At 66.5% G+C, this 16544-nt stretch carries 20 protein-coding genes; 11 read left to right on the plus strand and 9 right to left on the minus strand.

The genetic code is table 11. The features are described from left to right. Positions 1–394 precede the first annotated feature (394 nt). A complete protein-coding gene (locus tag ACFVUS_RS06230) occupies positions 395–2002 on the plus strand; it encodes an AMP-binding protein (protein ID WP_387762094.1) in 1608 nt (535 codons plus the stop codon). Here the strand turns inward: ACFVUS_RS06230 and ACFVUS_RS06235 are convergent. Both ACFVUS_RS06235 and ACFVUS_RS06240 read right to left on the minus strand, forming a co-directional pair. After that, a complete protein-coding gene (locus ACFVUS_RS06235; RefSeq protein WP_387762095.1) occupies positions 1937–3025 on the minus strand; it encodes a dihydrodipicolinate reductase in 1089 nt (362 codons plus the stop codon). The genes ACFVUS_RS06230 and ACFVUS_RS06235 overlap by 66 nt on opposite strands. Next, complete coding sequence (locus ACFVUS_RS06240) at positions 3022–3840, minus strand: SDR family oxidoreductase (protein WP_387762097.1); 819 nt, start codon at positions 3838–3840, stop codon at positions 3022–3024. Before ACFVUS_RS06240 ends, ACFVUS_RS06235 begins: the two co-directional genes overlap by 4 nt. Before the next feature lie 93 nt (positions 3841–3933). Here ACFVUS_RS06240 and ACFVUS_RS06245 point away from each other — a divergent pair, with 93 nt between their 5' ends. Then, positions 3934–4518, plus strand: coding sequence for a TetR/AcrR family transcriptional regulator (locus tag ACFVUS_RS06245; RefSeq protein ID WP_387762098.1), 585 nt, complete (start codon positions 3934–3936; stop codon positions 4516–4518). Positions 4519–4554: 36 nt separating this feature from the next. Here ACFVUS_RS06245 and ACFVUS_RS06250 read toward each other — a convergent pair whose 3' ends face one another. Both ACFVUS_RS06250 and ACFVUS_RS06255 read right to left on the minus strand, forming a co-directional pair. After that, entirely contained in the window at positions 4555–4764 is a 210-nt protein-coding gene (locus ACFVUS_RS06250) for a DUF397 domain-containing protein (protein WP_387762100.1), read from the minus strand. Beyond that, positions 4761–5639, minus strand: a complete 879-nt coding sequence (locus ACFVUS_RS06255) for a helix-turn-helix domain-containing protein (RefSeq protein ID WP_387762101.1) — start codon at positions 5637–5639, stop codon at positions 4761–4763. The genes ACFVUS_RS06250 and ACFVUS_RS06255 overlap by 4 nt, the downstream gene beginning before the upstream one ends. 195 nt (positions 5640–5834) lie before the next feature. Between ACFVUS_RS06255 and ACFVUS_RS06260 the strand changes: the two genes are divergently transcribed. Together ACFVUS_RS06260 and ACFVUS_RS06265 are read left to right on the plus strand one after the other, a co-directional pair. Continuing rightward, entirely contained in the window at positions 5835–6059 is a 225-nt protein-coding gene (locus ACFVUS_RS06260; RefSeq protein ID WP_387762102.1) for a hypothetical protein, read from the plus strand. 98 nt (positions 6060–6157) lie between these two features. Continuing rightward, a complete protein-coding gene (locus ACFVUS_RS06265) occupies positions 6158–6739 on the plus strand; it encodes a hypothetical protein (RefSeq protein WP_387762103.1) in 582 nt (193 codons plus the stop codon). Between the two features lie 81 nt (positions 6740–6820). On the opposite strand, the gene ACFVUS_RS06270 is transcribed toward ACFVUS_RS06265, so the two are convergent. Then, the gene (locus tag ACFVUS_RS06270; RefSeq protein WP_387762104.1) at positions 6821–8032 is read right to left on the minus strand and encodes an erythromycin esterase family protein; all 1212 of its coding nucleotides are present in this window, start codon (positions 8030–8032) and stop codon (positions 6821–6823) included. 112 nt (positions 8033–8144) lie between these two features. Between ACFVUS_RS06270 and ACFVUS_RS06275 the strand changes: the two genes are divergently transcribed. After that, entirely contained in the window at positions 8145–8840 is a 696-nt protein-coding gene (locus ACFVUS_RS06275; protein WP_387765428.1) for a TioE family transcriptional regulator, read from the plus strand. A gap of 6 nt (positions 8841–8846) precedes the next feature. Here the strand turns inward: ACFVUS_RS06275 and ACFVUS_RS06280 are convergent, their stop codons facing one another. Next, a complete protein-coding gene (locus ACFVUS_RS06280; protein WP_387762105.1) occupies positions 8847–9632 on the minus strand; it encodes a hypothetical protein in 786 nt (261 codons plus the stop codon). Between ACFVUS_RS06280 and ACFVUS_RS06285 the strand changes: the two genes are divergently transcribed. The 6 genes from ACFVUS_RS06285 to ACFVUS_RS06310 all read left to right on the plus strand — a co-directional run bounded on the left by ACFVUS_RS06285 (position 9631) and on the right by ACFVUS_RS06310 (position 13397). After that, positions 9631–10149, plus strand: a complete 519-nt coding sequence (locus ACFVUS_RS06285) for a hypothetical protein (RefSeq protein ID WP_387762106.1) — start codon at positions 9631–9633, stop codon at positions 10147–10149. The two genes, ACFVUS_RS06280 and ACFVUS_RS06285, sit on opposite strands and share 2 nt — an antisense overlap. A 122-nt stretch (positions 10150–10271) precedes the next feature. Further along, positions 10272–11015, plus strand: a complete 744-nt coding sequence (locus ACFVUS_RS06290; RefSeq protein WP_387762107.1) for an HAD family hydrolase — start codon at positions 10272–10274, stop codon at positions 11013–11015. Positions 11016–11050: 35 nt separating this feature from the next. Further along, a complete protein-coding gene (locus tag ACFVUS_RS06295) occupies positions 11051–11380 on the plus strand; it encodes an ArsR/SmtB family transcription factor (protein ID WP_387762108.1) in 330 nt (109 codons plus the stop codon). Then, a complete protein-coding gene (locus ACFVUS_RS06300) occupies positions 11380–12078 on the plus strand; it encodes a cation transporter (RefSeq protein WP_387762109.1) in 699 nt (232 codons plus the stop codon). Before ACFVUS_RS06295 ends, ACFVUS_RS06300 begins: the two co-directional genes overlap by 1 nt. 291 nt (positions 12079–12369) lie before the next feature. Continuing rightward, a complete protein-coding gene (locus tag ACFVUS_RS06305; RefSeq protein ID WP_387762111.1) occupies positions 12370–12993 on the plus strand; it encodes a hypothetical protein in 624 nt (207 codons plus the stop codon). Next, positions 12990–13397: a hypothetical protein gene (locus ACFVUS_RS06310; protein ID WP_387762112.1), complete on the plus strand. Its 408-nt coding sequence runs from the start codon at positions 12990–12992 to the stop codon at positions 13395–13397. Before ACFVUS_RS06305 ends, ACFVUS_RS06310 begins: the two co-directional genes overlap by 4 nt. Here the strand turns inward: ACFVUS_RS06310 and ACFVUS_RS06315 are convergent. Genes ACFVUS_RS06315 through ACFVUS_RS06325 form a run of 3 tightly spaced genes read right to left on the minus strand, consistent with a single transcriptional unit; the run spans position 13378 to position 16423 of the window. Continuing rightward, positions 13378–14775 (minus strand): cytochrome P450, encoded by a 1398-nt coding sequence (locus ACFVUS_RS06315; RefSeq protein ID WP_387762113.1) that lies wholly within the window; start codon positions 14773–14775, stop codon positions 13378–13380. The genes ACFVUS_RS06310 and ACFVUS_RS06315 overlap by 20 nt on opposite strands. Next, positions 14772–15971: an MAB_1171c family putative transporter gene (locus ACFVUS_RS06320; protein ID WP_387762114.1), complete on the minus strand. Its 1200-nt coding sequence runs from the start codon at positions 15969–15971 to the stop codon at positions 14772–14774. Before ACFVUS_RS06320 ends, ACFVUS_RS06315 begins: the two co-directional genes overlap by 4 nt. Continuing rightward, entirely contained in the window at positions 15926–16423 is a 498-nt protein-coding gene (locus tag ACFVUS_RS06325) for a hypothetical protein (protein WP_387762115.1), read from the minus strand. The genes ACFVUS_RS06320 and ACFVUS_RS06325 overlap by 46 nt, the downstream gene beginning before the upstream one ends. Positions 16424–16544: the final 121 nt, after the last annotated feature.

Raw genomic sequence — 16544 nt, forward strand, 5'->3', positions numbered from 1 at the left:
ACCGACCGGGTGTGCCAACTCGCAGACCCGCAGTGCCAGCGGCTTTCCCCGGTTCGACGTGGGCGAATATGTCGGTGAGACTCAGTGTGACCGGCGGTGATTCGTACTTCCGGTCTGCTCCGGGCATGGCGCGGCGCACCGAAGCGCGCACTGTGCAGGGAAGGCACTTCGCGTCGCCGTGGCCCACGCAGACGGCTCCGGCGATGTGGATGCCTGTCCGGCGGTGCCCACCGGGACGTCGGCTCCAAGGTGCTGGTGTCCGGAGCAAGAGACGGCCCGGAAGCCCCCTCGGCTTCCGGGCCGTTGTCCACTGCGCGGGATCGGTGCCCGGCATCGGCGCAGGTGCTCGAAACGCGATACGCGAAAGATCTTGGCGGTGGCAGACTTACGCGGTATGACCGCTGCTTCGCCGGAAATCGCCACCATCATCTGCGGAGATCGGGTGCGTACCCAGCCCGATGCCCTGGCACGGGCCGGACGGCTCGGAGCGGCGCTGGTGGCCGCCGGGATCGGGCGCGGTGACAAATGTGTGGTGATGGCACGCAATGACATCGAGTTCCTGGAGGTCTCCGTCGGTATCGCGGCGACCGGCGGGAATCCGCTACCGATCAATACCCGGTGGACCGCGGGTGAGGTCGCCCATGTGCTTACCGACGCCAAGGTCCGGTTGATCTTCGCCCATACCGAATTCGTTCCGGTGGCGGAGGCGGCGCGCGAACTGACGGGCACCGCGGCGCGCATCGTGGAAATCGCGATGCCCGCCGAACTGCTGGCCGCCGGTGGCTGGGATGCGGGGCTCGCGCGGCCGACCGGACGCCATGAACTGCTGGAGGATTGGATCGCCGGGCAGCCCGAGCCGGTCGGCCATATCGAGGGCGCGATCTCGGATTCGATGGGCGTCATCTACACTTCCGGCACCACCGGTAAGCCCAAAGGTGTTGCACGGGAGTCGATGACGCCGCATCAGCTGCTGAGTATCGCCGGTGCGACCGCAAAGCGCATGGGCCTGGCCCCGGGTGTCCCGATGCTGGTCGCCGGGCCGCTCTATCACACCTCACCCAATGCCATTGCCGTGCTTGGCCTTCGAATGGGCGCGAAGATCGTACTCATGCCGCGGTGGGACGCACGCGACTTCCTGCGGCTGGTCGATCACCATCGCATTCGGCAGGTCAAGATCGTGCCGACCATGGTGTCGCGCATTCTGAGCGTGCCCCCCGAGGAGCGCGCACACCACGATCTGTCGAGCCTGACCCATGTGATTCATTCCGCCGCACCGTGTCCGCCCGCGCTCAAGCGCGCGGCGATCGAGCTGTTCGGGGATGCGCTGTGGGAGTTCTACGGGTGCAGTGAGGCGGGCACGATCACCTGGATCGATGCGGCGCAATGGCTGGCGCATCCCGGCAGTGTCGGCCGGGCCGTGGACGGGTCCGCCGTCCTGATCGGTGATGAGCGCGGAAATCCGCTGCCCGCCAAGGAGATCGGCCGGGTGTGGGTGCGCGGCGCGGACTATTGGCCCCGCTTCGAGTACCTCAATCAGGGCGCACCGCAGTCCCCGGTGGCGGACATGCTGTGGGTCGGCGATCTCGGCTACCTCGATGAGGACGGCTATCTGTACCTGACCGGGCGCGATGCCGAGGTGGTGATCCGCGGCGGGGTGAACATCTACCCCGCCGAGATCGAGAGCGCCATCACCGCGCTGGACGGCGTCGAGGATGTGGCGGTCTTCGGCGTGCCCGATCCCGGTGATCTCGGCGAGCAGGTGGCGGCGCACATCCTGCCGCGCCCCGGTGCGGCGCTCACCGAAGACCTTGTGCGCGCAGCCCTTTCCGGGCAGCTCGCCAGGTACAAACTGCCCGCGTACATCGAGATCGTGGACTCGCTGCCCCGGGACGACAGCGGCAAGGTCTACAAGCGCCTGCTCCGGGACGGCTGGGTGTCAGCGAATGGTGCCCGCGCCGGGGATCAGCGGCAGGTCCAGGGCGGTCACCCAGCCGGGCGGTAGCGCGTTCACCGCCGGGACCGCGTTCAGCGCGCGCATGCCGGTGGACAGGCATCCGGCGACCGCCGGGGCACGACCGGAACCGTCGGTGAAGCGGAACGAGGTCTCCTGCGAAATCGACGGCGAGCCGAGGATATCCACGCGGTAGACGTCATCGCGGGTGCCCGCGGGCCATTCCGGCGCGGCGTCCAGGCCGATGCGATTGACATGCTCGAGGGTGATCACCTCGCGGCCCTGGTAGACGCCGTTGATGGTGAATCGGATCGCCGCGACGGTGCCCGCTTTGATGGTGCCCTTGGCGCACGGGCGATCCTCGGGGGTGACCCACTTCTCCCAGGTGGTGGTGATGTCGTCGAGTTCGATCCCGGCCGCCGTGGCGATCATGGGAACGGTCGGGCCCCACGCCATGATCAGCAGATCCGGATGTTCGAGCAGCGCGCTGAATTCCGGCGGATGGCCGATGCCCATCTCGAATTCGTAGTCGCCCTCGTAGTCGGTGTAGTCCAGCAGTTCCGAGGCGCGCACCGATTCGACCTCACCGCACAGGCCCATGAGCGTGAGCGGGAACAGATCATTGGCGAAGCCGGGATCGATGCCGGTGGTGAAGCAGGACGCCCGGCCCGCCGCACACGCCTCGGTGATGGGATCGCGCCAGACATCGGGCAGCTGTTTGATATTCGGGTACACCCACGGGGTCATGGCGGTGGAGCAGACGTCGATGCCCGCGCGCAGGAACGCGGTGATGACCCGGATGTTCTCATCGGCGAATTGCGCGGTGGGGCCGTAGTGCACCAGCGCGTCCGGGCGCAGCGCGATGAGCTCCTCGACCGAATTCGTCGCCAGCACACCGGTTTCGGGCTGTCCGCAGAGTTCCCCGGCGTCCTTGCCGACCTTGTCCGGGTTGCTCACGCCGACGCCGACCAGTTCGAACAGGGGATGGCGCAGGATCTCGGTGAGCACCATGGAGCCGACGACTCCGGTGCCCCACAGCACGATTCGCTTGGTCACGTTCTCTCCTGTGCTCATCGGTGGAATTCACCGCAGTCGACGGTCAGCATTTGGCCGGTCACCGCGCTGGCGAGATCGCTGGCCAGGAAGAGCGCCGCGCGGGCGACCTCCTCGGGACCGGCGAGCCGCTTGAGATCGGTGGGTTCGGCCTTCTGCCGGTAGATCTCCTCGTGCGTGGTGTTCGCCTGGCTGGCCAGCCAGTCGAAGTACGCCTTGTTGATGTCCTCGTAGACATACGAGGGCGCGACGCTGTTCACGCGGATGCCACGCGGGCCGAGTTCGGTGGCCAGTGACGAAGCCAGGTGCGCCAGTGCGCCTTTGGAGAGTTTGTAGCCGGAGAACTCGGGCTGCGAACTGTAGGACACGCACGAGTTGAGCATGATGACCGAGCCCCGGGATGCCGCGAGCGCATCGGCGAACAAGGTCGAAAGTCGCAGCGGGGCGAAGACATTGGTCTCGTTGGCGACCCGCAGTGCTTCGAGTTCGATCTCGGTGATCGGGTTCATCGGCGGAATGGCGAACGCGTTGTTGATCAGGCAGTCGACCCGGCCGAATTCGGCGAGCGCGCGGTCCACCAGGGAGCGGCGCTGGTCCTCATCGGTGATATCGGTCGGTGCGACCAGGGCGGTGCCGCCGAGGGCGCGCACTTCCTCGGCCAGCTTCTCCAGACGCTTCTCGGTGCGGCTGACCAGCACCAGATTCGCGCCCATCCGGGCCGCCTCGATGGTCAGCGAATGGCCGAGCCCGGGACCGATTCCCGAGATGACGATGACTTTGTCCTGCAGGAGCGGTACCGCCCGATAGGTATCGGCGATTTCCGGGGCAGCAGACACGATAACTCCTCGAGCCGCAGCAGTTACAGAGTGTAACGACTTTGTTGTGACAGACTGTAACGACTCCCGACCGCACTGACAAGGACGGATTTCGTGACCGAACGCCACCGCCTGGGCCCGCACCGCGATCCCGCGGTGGATGCCGCCGTCCTGGACGCGGCGCGTGCGCTGCTCGTCGAACGCGGTTATGCCGCAACGTCAATCGATGCCATCGCGGCGCGCGCGGGCGTGAGCCGCCCCTCGATCTATCGCCGCTGGCCGACGAAGGCCCACCTCATCGCCAAGGCCGTCTTTCCCGATGTGGGCTCGGACCAGGTCGCCCCCGACCTCATTTCGGAAATCCGCAAGATCATCCGAGGCACCATCCAGCTCTTCGGCTCCGCCGAAACCCGAGCAGCCATGCCCGGCCTGATGTCGGAAATGCGCCAGGACCCCGGCCTCTACGAAAACCTCGCCACCCGCCTGGACACCCCCACCCGAGCCGAGTTGGCCGACTACCTCCCCACCGACCCCGACTCCCCCCGCCCGGGCCTGGACCCCGACACCGTCCTGGACACCATCGCGGGCGCGGCACTGTTCGCCATGTGCATCCGCGACATAGCCGATCTCGACACCTTCGCCGACTCCCTGGAGGATCTGCTCCTCTACGGCATCATGGGAGCCCGCCCCACCGAATAGCGCAGCGGCAGAGGCGAACTCCCATTTCAGCGATACCTAGGGCCGGTCGAACCTACCGCCCCGCACGGCATCGTTGAACGCGTCCCATTCGGCCGGGCCGAATACCAGCACCGGCCCGCTCTCCCCCAACTTCGAATCCCGCACCCCGACCGAGCCCCCGCTCAGGTGCGCGGCTTCCACGCAGTCCTGATTCGGGCCGCTCCGGCTGCTCTTGAACCAATCCGCGTTGGGCAAATCGGCGCTCACTCGTACTCCTCTGCAATGCTCAGAACCAGTTGTCTGGTCTCCTGCTCGCTCAGCGCCGTAGCGCGAAGAGTTTTGCAAGCGGCCCGGTACTGGTCCATCTCTTCTGGCTTGTCCAGGTACAGCGCACCCGTGAAGCCCTCCACATAGACCAAGGCAGGCTCGGTCAGTCGAGTGCCCGTGTACACGGGGAACTCCATCAGTGTGAACGTACCAACGATCAGCGGCAACGGCGTTGCGATACCCATGGGCACCAACCGAATTGACGCCGTCGGGAGCTTGGACACGGTCGCGATGTGGCGCAGCTGCTCCGCCATCACCGCCGGGCCACCAACCGCCCAGCGGAGTGCCGACTCACAGATGTACATCGTTACGCTGAAATCAGCCGGATCTTCGGCCAGTCGTTGTTGCCGCTTCGCCGAAATCTCAATGCGCTGTTCAACTTCCACCGTCGGCATGCCGGGGATCGCAGCCCAGATCACCGCGCGACGATAGCTCGGCGTCTGGAGCAGCCCGGGAAGCAGATTCGGATGTAGCGTGGTGAGCTTGCACGCCGCTTCCTCCATCCCAAGGTAGAGATCGAAGTAGTTCGGTACCGCCGATCCGTAGTTATGCCACCACCCCGGACTTTTCGTCTCGGCCACCAGACCGAGTAACGCGGCGCGCGTATCCTCGTCGGCACCGTAGAGCTGGCACAGCGCCCCGACATCCAGTTCTCGAATCTTCGGACCGGGCTGTCCGGTCTCGATGCGCCAAAGGGTCTGTGCCGAAACATCGATGAGCTTGTACGCCTGAACCGCCGGAACCCCGGACTGCTCGCGCAGTTGCTTCAAGGTACGGCCGATCAGGCGGCGCGGAACCGTGGAACCGGCTGCCATCTCTTAGCCTCTCTATCGGTCTTATGCAATTTTGGAATGATTCTCTCAGCAGCTTTGGAAGGCGGAGATCTTTTCGTCGATTTTCCATCCTGGATCATTCCAAGCATGGGCGTGGCGGCGTAGACCTGTAGTCACCCCGGCGGACAGGAGATCCCAAGTCCCCGACCCGATTCCCCGCTACAGGAGGTAAAGGTCATGTACATCAGTCACGAACCGCCCGACTACCCGATCATGAATCTGGCTGTCGCACAGCGCGGCCAGCTCGCGCACCAGGCCTGCGACACCGAAACCTGTGCCGCCAAGGCGTATTTCGACAAGGTAGCCCTTCGCCTCAGCCGAGAACTCCGTACGGTCCGCAGTTCGCACGGTACCGGCGATATCCGAGGTTCCTGGAATATCTGGACGAGCCGCTCCTTCTGACTCCCGGTGCCTTTGTCGTGGCCGAACCGGTGTCCTCCGCGGACGCATGAGCCGCCTCGGGCGCAGTTGACCTCCGGGGCATCACGTACGGTCCAGACGTGGGCGATTTCTACCAGTACTACTACGCGCTCGGGGAATCCGATGACACAGCTGTCGAGCGGGTGCGAGAGACGGTGCGGCTCTTCATGAGTTGCCGCGAGATCCGGAATCCCGACCCGGTCGGATTGGTTGTCGCCGCCGGAGCACCGGTGGTCGATGCCGAGCTGGATGCCCTGATGGACTGGGGAATCGCCCATATGGAGACATCGCACGATGAGCAGGACCACCGGGACTCCCCTCGAGCATCGGGAATCATGCCGATGCTCGGCTTCGATTGGGGCCATTCGGGCTCTCACGCAAGTCTGCCGCGCTGTCTGGAATGCGAGATCGATGTCGACATCGACAGTGACCAGTGTGAGAGCTGGTTGGATCACGGCATCGAACCGTTCATCACCTGCGACGGCTGTGGCCGAACCGCACTCGCCGGAGACTTCTCCCTGCGCACCACCATGGTGTTCAGAACGAATTGTGGTGTGGTGCTAGAGAACTGGCCGAGCATCGAGCATTTCGGACCGGACGTTCACCGACAAGCCCTCGGCCTGATCGGACACCGCCCGTCCTACACGATCCGCAAATCCTGATCGGTCGCGCCGCGACACAGCCGCTCAGGGGCGGGTGGGTGTCATCGCGGTGACATGCCGTGGGTGCGAGAACAACGACCGCTACCAGTATTGGTGGCGCGTGCCGTCGGTGTCGGCGACGAAGATGATCGCGTCCGCGCCGTCCAGGTCGGCCGGGCGGAGCGGGATATGGCCGGGGACAATGGGTTCGGCCGTCTCCAAGGTCGGCGGCAGGGTGTCGCGGAGTTCGGGGGCGCGGAAGAGGGCACGGCGGGTGGTCGCCCGGGCCAGCTCGTATTGCAGGGTGCCGGGGTCCGCCTCCGGGTTTGCGTCGGTTGCCACGAAGAGGTAGCGGTCCCCCAGGGTCAGGGCGATCAGTGCGCCCGCGCTTCCCCAGCTCGGATCGTCGGCACCGAGTTGGATATGGGATTGGGTGCGTTGCAGATGGGAGTTGTGGGCGAAGAGCAGGCTCGGTCCGCGCAGGCGTTCCCGTTCGAGGATCGCGAGGAGGTTGTCGGCCATCATCTCGGCGCGGACGCTGAGTAGGTCGGCGATGCGATCGGTGGTGAGGCTTGCCATTGCGGCGTGATAGCGCAATAGGCCCAGGGCCGTGCGGGCTCGGGCTACAGCATGGTCGTACGCGGCGGGCGCGGCGGGGCGCAGCACCGGTCCGACGCGATGCAGGGCGCTGACGAGGTCGTCCGCGATGACACGCAGGGCATGTGCCCGCGCCGAGCCGCCGACGGAGGCCGCCGGGTCATACATCGCGTCGCGATTGGTCCACTCGGAGTCCTCGCCCGAGAGGGCGTCGATATCGCGGGCCGATTCGGGCCGGAGTGCGGGCGGCATGTAGTCGGCCGCGATGGTCAGGCAGTCCCGGGGGCTCGGTGCGGCGGCATACTCCACCGGAGCCTCGAAGCCGTAGAAGTGCACCCGATCCGCGGGTGCGCGGCCGGCATTGTGGACGCGGAGCCATTGCAGGAGTTCGCGATTACCCGGTACGGCACCGAATCCATGGCTGAAGCCGGTGCTCAGCACCGTGTCGAGAGCGGTGTCCGCACCATTGACGTAGTCGTCCGCCACACTCGCCGCGAAGTAGTCGCTCTCCAGAATGATTGAGCGATAACCGCGTTCGACCAGATGCTCCAGAATGTCGTTGCGCAGCAGGGGAAATGCCTTGATCCCGTGTGTCGGCTCGCCCAGGGCGAGCAAAGCCGGTGGTTCGGCTCGCCCGGCGAGTAGTTCATCGAGCGCATGGCCCAGGCTTGCCCGGTCATCGAGTTGTCGGCCGATGGCACGCAGTGCGGTGGACATGGTGCACCCCTTTCCGAAGGAACTACCTTCGAAGATATCGTTGAAGAATCCTTTGAAACTTGTCCGCACCATCCACACGTGAACTGCCCGAAAGTCTCAATCGGAGGTCAATCTGCGCCCCATCGACCTCGCCCGGGAACACGGACTGTCGGCCCAGGCGATCCGCAATTACGACGACGCCGGTGTGCTCCCGCCGACCGAACGCACCGAAACCGGCTATCGCCGCTACACCCCGCTGCACGCGCAGGCCCTGCGCACCTTCCTGGCGCTGCGCTCGAGCCACGGGCATCAGCGCGCCATGGCGATCATGCGCGCGATCAACCGCGGTGACAGCGATTCCGCCTACCGCCTGATCGACACCACGCATCTCGAGCTGCGCACGGAACGCGGCACCCGCACCGAAGTGGCGAAAACCCTTGGCGGCCTGTCGGTCACAACCCCGAACCCGATTCCAGGCCCGCCGTTGACGGTGGGTGAACTCGCGCACCGCATCGACGTGCATCCGGCCACACTGCGCACCTGGGAGGCACAGGGAATGCTGAGACCCGAGCGCGACCGCGCCACGGGTTATCGCCTATACGGACCGGAATCGGTGCGGGACGCCGAAATCGCGCGGCAACTACGCCGCGGCGACTATCCCCTCGGCCAGGTCGCGACCTTCCTGGATGCCCTGCGCGAGGCGGGCGGCGCGGACGCGCTGCGCACTTTCCTGGACTCGTGGCAGGACCGGCTGACCGCACGCAGTCGCGGCCTGCTCTGCGCCGCCGCCCAGCTCGATGCCTACCTCACCATGCTCGACCAGCCGTAGCGCCCGTCAGTGCGGATCGGCGATCAAATGCAGATACGCGGTATCCAAGGGAATATCGACCGCGTACCAGGCCGCGGGTCTCTCGTCATCGCGTGGGCACCACGCGGTGGCGATGCACAGCCGGGCCACCTCCAGCCCGCCCAGCCCGGGCAGATGCCAGGCGATGTGTGCCGGATCCTCGTATCGCACACCGTATTCGGTGAGACTGTCATCCCCGTCCGCGGGCAGCAGATCCACCCAGTCCGAGGGCATCAATCGCCCATCCGCCGCCTGCATACCGAGCAGTTCGGTATCCGGTCCGCCGATCGACACCATGAAGTGCTCGTTCTCGACGGTCACCGCCGCAAGGCATTCGCCCGAATCCCGGCCGCCGTACGCCCCGGCGGGCAGATCGCTCAATTCCGCCGACACGACGAGACCCGACACGCCGGACGGCGCCTGCACCTGCCAGATCGCGGCCCAGATCGGCACCGCCGCGCCACCGTCCCACGGCTGCACGTCGATGCTCCCGATCAACAGATCCACGGTCGCCCCACGATGCTGCCAGCGATGCAGATGCGACCCATTGGCCAAGCGCCACAGCGCATCCGGTGCGGCGGGTAGCACATCCATACCGAGCCGCACGCCGAACCTGACGGCGCCGAGAGGTGTATCGATCACGGCTGGGTGCCGGTCCGCCTGGTCCAGGTGCTCGGTGGGAAGCATGCGCCCATCATCCAGGTCGGCCATCTCGGCGAGGCAGCCGGGCACACCACGGGCGGTGATACCGGTTGATGGCATAGTCCCGGTCATGCTCACGATGGCAATGAACGATCGAGCCCGCGAACTGTTCGATATCCGCACCGGATTCGCGGCACTGGACTCGTCCGGCGGTTTGGCCGCCGGATTACGCGACTGGGCGGACCGCGGCCTGGAAATCCGCGGCGAGATACTGGCTTGGAAACCGGTACCGTTCAGCGCCGCCGACGCCCCCGCGGATTTCGGCGATCTCACCGGATGGGAGAGCGCACACACCGCTCTGCACCTCGATGACTTTGTCCCCGTGACGATTTCGGACAGCGACGGGCAGCCCCGCATCGGTCCGGACGATCAGCGCGAACTGCTCCGCCAGGGCATAGCGCTGGCCTTCGAAATCGGCCGCCTGGCCGCCGAACTGCCCGTCCCGCAATCGATCCGATGCGTCGTCTCGGCCAACGACACCAATGGAACATTCCGCTTCCACCGCATCCGGGCCGGGGAGTCCTGGCACGACGCCGACCTGGACAGTTACGAATCCGACCACGTGGTGGTCCTGGACTTCCAGGTCTGAATCGGCGGCCTCGCAACCCCGCCGATGCGATACGCGTGCCTGCCCAGAATTCGATCTTGATTCCGCTAGCGTCTGCTGGGTTGTGCGCTGTGTTCCACCAACGAGGGCGGAGACCACCCACGATGACCCTTTCCACCGGCCGAGCCGATGATCAACCTGCCGGGATGAGCGTGCCCATCGACGCCGTGCTGTTCGATCTGGATGGCACCCTGGTCGCGACCATGGAGCCGTGGGATCGGTGCTGGTTCGATTTCGCGGCCGGGCACGGGCACGCCTGGACCGATGCGGATCGGCGGCGCACGCACGGCCACGGCGACTGGGCGGACCATCTCGCCGAGGTCTGCGGTATCGATTCCGCGGCACGGGTCATCGAAGAATGCACCGGGGTGATGATCGAACAGGTGCGGGCCGGTCGTATCGAATTGCTGCCCGGTGTAAAAGAATTGGTGCGAACAGCGACGAATGCGGGTGCGATGGGCGTGGTGTCGGCGTCACCGGGCAGGTTCGTGCACGCCACCCTCGAACACTTCGGCCTGCACCGTCATTGGGATCTCACACTCACCCGTGAGGACCTGATCGAGACCAAGCCCGACCCCGCCCCGTATCTGCACGCCGCGGCACGTCTCGGCGTGTTCCCGGAACACTGTGTGGCGGTCGAGGATTCGGCGGCGGGAATCCGGTCCGCGGCCACGGCGGGCATGCGCGTTCTGGCCATTCCCAGCTGGGCGGATCATCCGCATCCCGCCGAGGCGGTCCTGGCCGAATACCTCGCCCCCGACGCGGCCCGAGCCGACCTCTGGCTGCGCACCGCCCTCGAACCGACCATCGCCGAACTCCGTGCGCTCAGCATCGCCAACAATTCATGATTTTCTGAATACAGATTTCAATGTACTGTTGGGGCGTGGATACCTCGCTGCACCGCGACGCGCTGGCCCGCTTCGGGCACGCCCTATCGGACCCGACCCGCACGCAGATCCTGATGAGCCTGCGGCACGCCCCGGGTTATCCCTCCGATCTGGCCGAAGAGATCGGCGTCTCGCGCCAGATCCTGTCGAATCACCTTGCCTGCCTGCGCGGCTGCGGGCTGGTGGTCGCGGTGCCGGAGGGCCGTCGCTCCCGGTACGAACTCGCCGACCCGAGAATCGGCCGCGCTCTGGACGATCTCACCGGGCTGGTGCTGGCCGTCGACCCCGCCTGCTGCCCCGACTCCGGCACGCAGGGCTGCTGCTGATGTCGCGGTCTCTCGATCTGCCCGCGCTCCCATCGGGTCCGTCCGCCCGGCGACGGGCAGTGCTGGCCACCCGAATCCGCTGGTTCGTCGCCGCCACCATCACCTACAACATCATCGAAGCGATCATCGCCCTCACCGAAGGCACCCGGGCCTCCTCGAGCGCATTGATCGGCTTCGGCCTCGACTCGGTCATAGAGGTCTCGTCCGCGGCCGCCATCGCCTGGCAGTTCGCCATTGCCGATCACGAACGCCGCGAAAAGACGGCTCTGCGCCTGATCGCCTTCTCGTTCTTCGCCCTGGCCGCCTACGTCACCGTCGATTCGATCCGCGCTCTCTTCGGCCTCGGCGAGGCCTCCCACTCCCCCATCGGAATCGCCCTTGCCGCAGCGAGTTTGGCCATCATGCCGATCCTGTCCTGGGCCCAGCGCCGCACCGCCCGCGAACTGGGCTCCGCCTCCGCGGTAGCCGACTCCAAACAAACCCTGCTGTGCACCTACCTCTCCGCCATCCTGCTGATCGGCCTGCTCCTGAACACCCTGCTGGGCTGGTCCTGGGCCGATCCCCTCGCCGCCCTGGTTATCGCCGCCATAGCCCTCAAAGAGGGCATCAACGCCTGGCACGGCGAAACCTGTTGCCCACCAATGGTTACCGCCAGCGCGGACGGCTCAGCCGCCGACGGCGAGTGCTCCTGCTGCTGACTTGCGATCCACCGCTCGGGTGGTGGGTGAAGCGCGCCGGGCAGGGACACGATCCCCCCTTCGGACCGAGTCCCTGCCCAGCGCGTACGCAAATGATACGAAAGAAAGTACGAAAATCAAATATGGGCCGATCCGCGTTCGGTGTGACGCTCGCGGCGAAAGAGGCGTGGTGTCAGTGGTTTTCGCTGGTGATCGCGGGGTGTGAGGATCGGTTTGGCAGATTCGGCATGCCGTATGTGGCAGTTGTTTCCTCTATGCTTTCGTCTATGTGCGTAAGTTTCGGTGTCGCTCATGGATAGGGACACCGCGCGGCAACTGGGGCGGACCGTCGTGCAGCGGCGGGAGAAGTTGAATCGCAGTCGGCGACAGGTGGCCCTGATGGGCGGTCCGACCGAGCCGACGATGTTGAAGATCGAGCGCGGCGCGGCGGGGCGCATCAGTGCCAATACGATGCACAAGCTCGATGTGGGGCTGGCCTGGGAGCCGGGGTCGGCGCAGCAGGTGATCGCGGGCGGCGCGCCTAATCCATTGCAGCGCAACGCGAGTATGGAAGTCGCGCCGTCGTACGTCATCGTCCCGGCGGAGACGATCGCGCGGCTGGTGGCGGTCGCGCGCGAGATCTCCGAATTGGCCACGCCGGGATCAACGCTGAGCGCGCCCTCGCAGCGATTGGACGCGTGCATTCAGCCGCTGTATTCGCGATACGTCACCCAATTGCTGGAAACCAATCGGCGGCACGGCGGAGCGCTGGGACCGCTGGTCGCATTACTCGGTCCCTTCCTGGAACGCCCGGCCGATCCCGCCGACCCCGACTTCGAGGATGCGCGCTATCGGCGCTGGCTCGCGGGTATCCAGCTCGAACTCGACGAGCCGACCCGCACCCGGTTCGAGGCCCGGCTGGCGGCCGTCGAATGACCGGATCCCTTTCTCTCGCAGCGCGAATCGATATGCTCTTCACCGCATTGCACAGCAGCGCCGATCCCGAACCCGCCACCGTGGCGGTCGCGGAGGCACTGCGCGAATACGACGTCGAGGTGTCCCCGGCGACACTCGCGGCACTGCGCAGCGGGATATCGGATTACGCCGCGCCGCAACTGCTCACCGCCCTCGCGACCTACTTCAGCCAGCCCGAGTGGTATCTGACCGGCCCGCCCGATGATGAGCAGGTGCGGGGTGTGCACGTACAACTCGGGCTGCTGCGCGCGCTGCGCGATTCCGGCGTGCACCGCGTCCGCCTGCGCGGTCGCCCCACCAGCGCGGACCGCGCGGCGCTGATCGAGAGCCTGCGGGCACGACGCGCTAGCGGCGAGACAGCTTGAGCCGCAACCCCTCCGGCTTCAACGTAATGGTCTCCCGCACCCGCAGCGCATAGTCCGGATCCGCGGTCAGGTCGAATTCCCGCAGCACCGTCGCCAGCACCAGCACGATCTCGTGATACGCGAACTGCCGTCCGATACAGGCCCGCATCCCGACTCCGAAGGGCCGGTACAACTCCGGATGCCGCGCCCGCACCCGTTCGGGCAGGAACCGGTCCGGGTCGAAACTCTCCGGATCCCCACCCCACAGCGGGTCGCGATGCAACTGCAACAGCACGATGAACACCCATTCGTTCCGCTCGAACGGATACCGCCCGCCGAGCAGTGTGTCCGCCTTCGCCTTACGGAAATATCCCGGGGCGGTCGGCCACAGCCGCAGCGACTCGTCCACGATGCGCCGCACATACCGCAGCTTGGCGACCTGTTCGAAGTCGAGTTCGTCCCCCGTCCACACCTCGGCGATCTCGCTCCGCGCCCGCGCGGCGATGTCCGGATGCACCGCCAGATAGTGCAGCGCGAACGCCATCACCCCCGCCGAGGTCTCGTGCCCGGCGGCCAGAAAGGTCAGTATCTGATTGCGAATGTTCTTCTCGTCCAGCGTTTCCCCGGTCTCGGGATCCGCCACGGTGAGCATTCGATCCAGCAGATCACCGTACCCGCCCGCCCCGGCGGCGCGCCGAGCCGCGATCACCTCGTCGATGGTGCCGTTCACCAGCGCCACATCGGCCAGATGCTGGGCCCGCTGCCGCCGGAACGCGGTGCGCTCCACCAGCGGATGCGAATACGCGGACCGATTGATATAGGTCAGTGCCCGCAGCATCGCCGACACCACCGGATGCGCCTCGGTGCGCGTGAACGATTCGAAGTCGAATCCGAATCCGGTGCGCCCGATCACTTCCAGCGCCACCTTGTTGGTATCACCGGGCACATCGACCCATTCCCCGGCCCGCGCGGTCCAATGCTCGACCAGCTCACCGACGCAGCGCCGCATGGTCGCGTGATACCCGCGCATGGCGGGCGCGGTGAACGACGGCGCCAGGATCGCGTGCGCCCGGGCCCAATTCGGCTCGGAGTTGTGCGCGGTGAACAACCCGTCCCCCGCCACGCTGCGCAGATCCCGGATCGGCACCCCGAGGAATTTCGACCACAGCGCGTCATCGTTGATCTCGCGCAACAACTCCGGATCCGAGACGTAGGTGATCCGCGCCCCGAGAATCTCGCGCTCGTAGATCCCGCCGTACCGCTGCGCGCCGCGCATGCCCCACTGACTGGAGTCGGTGACGTGCAGATCCCACACGTCACCCAGGACCGGTAGCCGGTACGGCGGATGCGGCAGCACCCGATCCCGGGCCCGGATCGGGCGCGGCGCGGTGGTGGTCATCGTGCTCCATTCAGTTGTGCGGCGTGATCGCGGTACGCGGCGGCCGCATCCCAGTGCGCGGCGATGCTGCGCAGCGTACGGCGTTCGTCCACGATGTCACGTCCGGGCGCGGAGGCGTGCAGGCGCACATAGCCGCCGGGCGCTGCCCCGGATCGCTTGCGGTGCAACGCCTCCGCGATCTGCACCGCCTCGGCCAGCGCCGCGGGCAGCTGCTGCGGCGGCGGTTCGGAGTAGCGGCCCAGCACCAGCAGGCAGTCGCGGATCTCCACCGTCATACGATGCAGCCGCCGTTCCGGGCTCGGCGCCGAATCCTGTTGCGCCGGACGCGGTATCTCACCCGCGCACGCCCGCACCAGGTCGGACCACAGCGGTGTCAGCACCCGCACCGCCCGCGAGGCTGAATCCACCCGCAATCGGCGCGCCAGGTCCATCATCACCTGCGCCGAGGCCGGAATCGCGCCCAGCAGTAGCAGATAGATGAAATTGCTCTGGTTGGCGGCGAAGCGGAAGTCGACGAACCACTGTCCGGTCCCGGTCGCCGCGCAGACCGCGCTCACCAGGATCGAGAACGCCTCCTCGGTGGCCCATACCCCGACGATGAGTATCAGCGCGTGCGTCACCCGGTGGCTGGGCCGCAGCTCACCGGCGCGCAGATCGCGAATACTGGTGCAGGTCACCACGATTCCGGTGGCCCCGCACCAGGCGGAGAAGATCGCGAAGTACAGCACCGTCTCCCAGCCCCGCGTCCGGTCGATGTACTGCCCCAGCGCCCGCGCGTGCGTCCCCGCGACCAGCATGACCGCGACCGAGACGTACACCGCCGTCCAGAGCGCCCGGCTGGTGCGCGCCGCACGCTCGGGCCACGAGTCGGTCCAGGACAGTGCCAGCAGCACCAGCGGCGCGAAGGTGAGCACGATGAACGCCGTACCCACCTGCCGGGTCGTCCCGACCTCGAGAATCCCGGCATCGGACAGCGCCTGCTGCACCGCGCCCTCGCGCAGCAAACCCGCGCCCGCGCCGAACCACAGTCCGTAGGTGACCAGCCGTTCCTCGGGCAGACCCGGTTCGTCCGCCCAGACCAGTCGCAGAATCACCACGAGCAGACTGAATCCGATGGTCAGCCACGCGACCGCCGCCGGAGCCGACGAGGTCACCGGGTACCCCAGAACGACCGCATCGGCCGCGAGGTCCGCCACCGGGATACCTCGGACAGCAGCAGATCCGCGAACAACTCCGCCTCATCCTCCTGATGATCGGAGAATTCAGACCGGCCGAGCACCCGCCGAATCAGTGCCGGATCCAGATCGGGCAGTAAATGCTCGATCCCATCCAATCCGGCCGAGCCGTCCGCATGGTCGAGCAGCATATGCCCGGTCTCGTGCACGATGATCTGGTCGATATGGAAATCGGTTGTGCCCGAATCGAAGGCGATCAAATCCACCGCATCGCATTCGAGCCAGAGCCCGCACGGCACCCGGCCCGATTCCGCCCCGCGCGGCACCGGTGTGGACGTCACCGGCATGAGTTGAATCGGCCGCCCGCGCCACTGTCCCAGCCGCGTGAGGAACGTTTCCCGATTCCAGGGTGAGGGCACCAGCGGTAATACCGATTCTCGCGCTGCCAGCACTCGCCGCGTCGAGGTATCCACCTCTGCACCCCTGTCTCACCTGTGTCTCAGCCACGCGCGCCCGCGTACACCGGCGGGAGCCTCACTATTCAAGACCATTCGTGCACCGCCGGCGCACACCGGAAACCGGCGCGTCGAATCG

The organism is Nocardia sp. NPDC058058, assembly GCF_042885355.1.
GTDB lineage: Bacteria > Actinomycetota > Actinomycetes > Mycobacteriales > Mycobacteriaceae > Nocardia.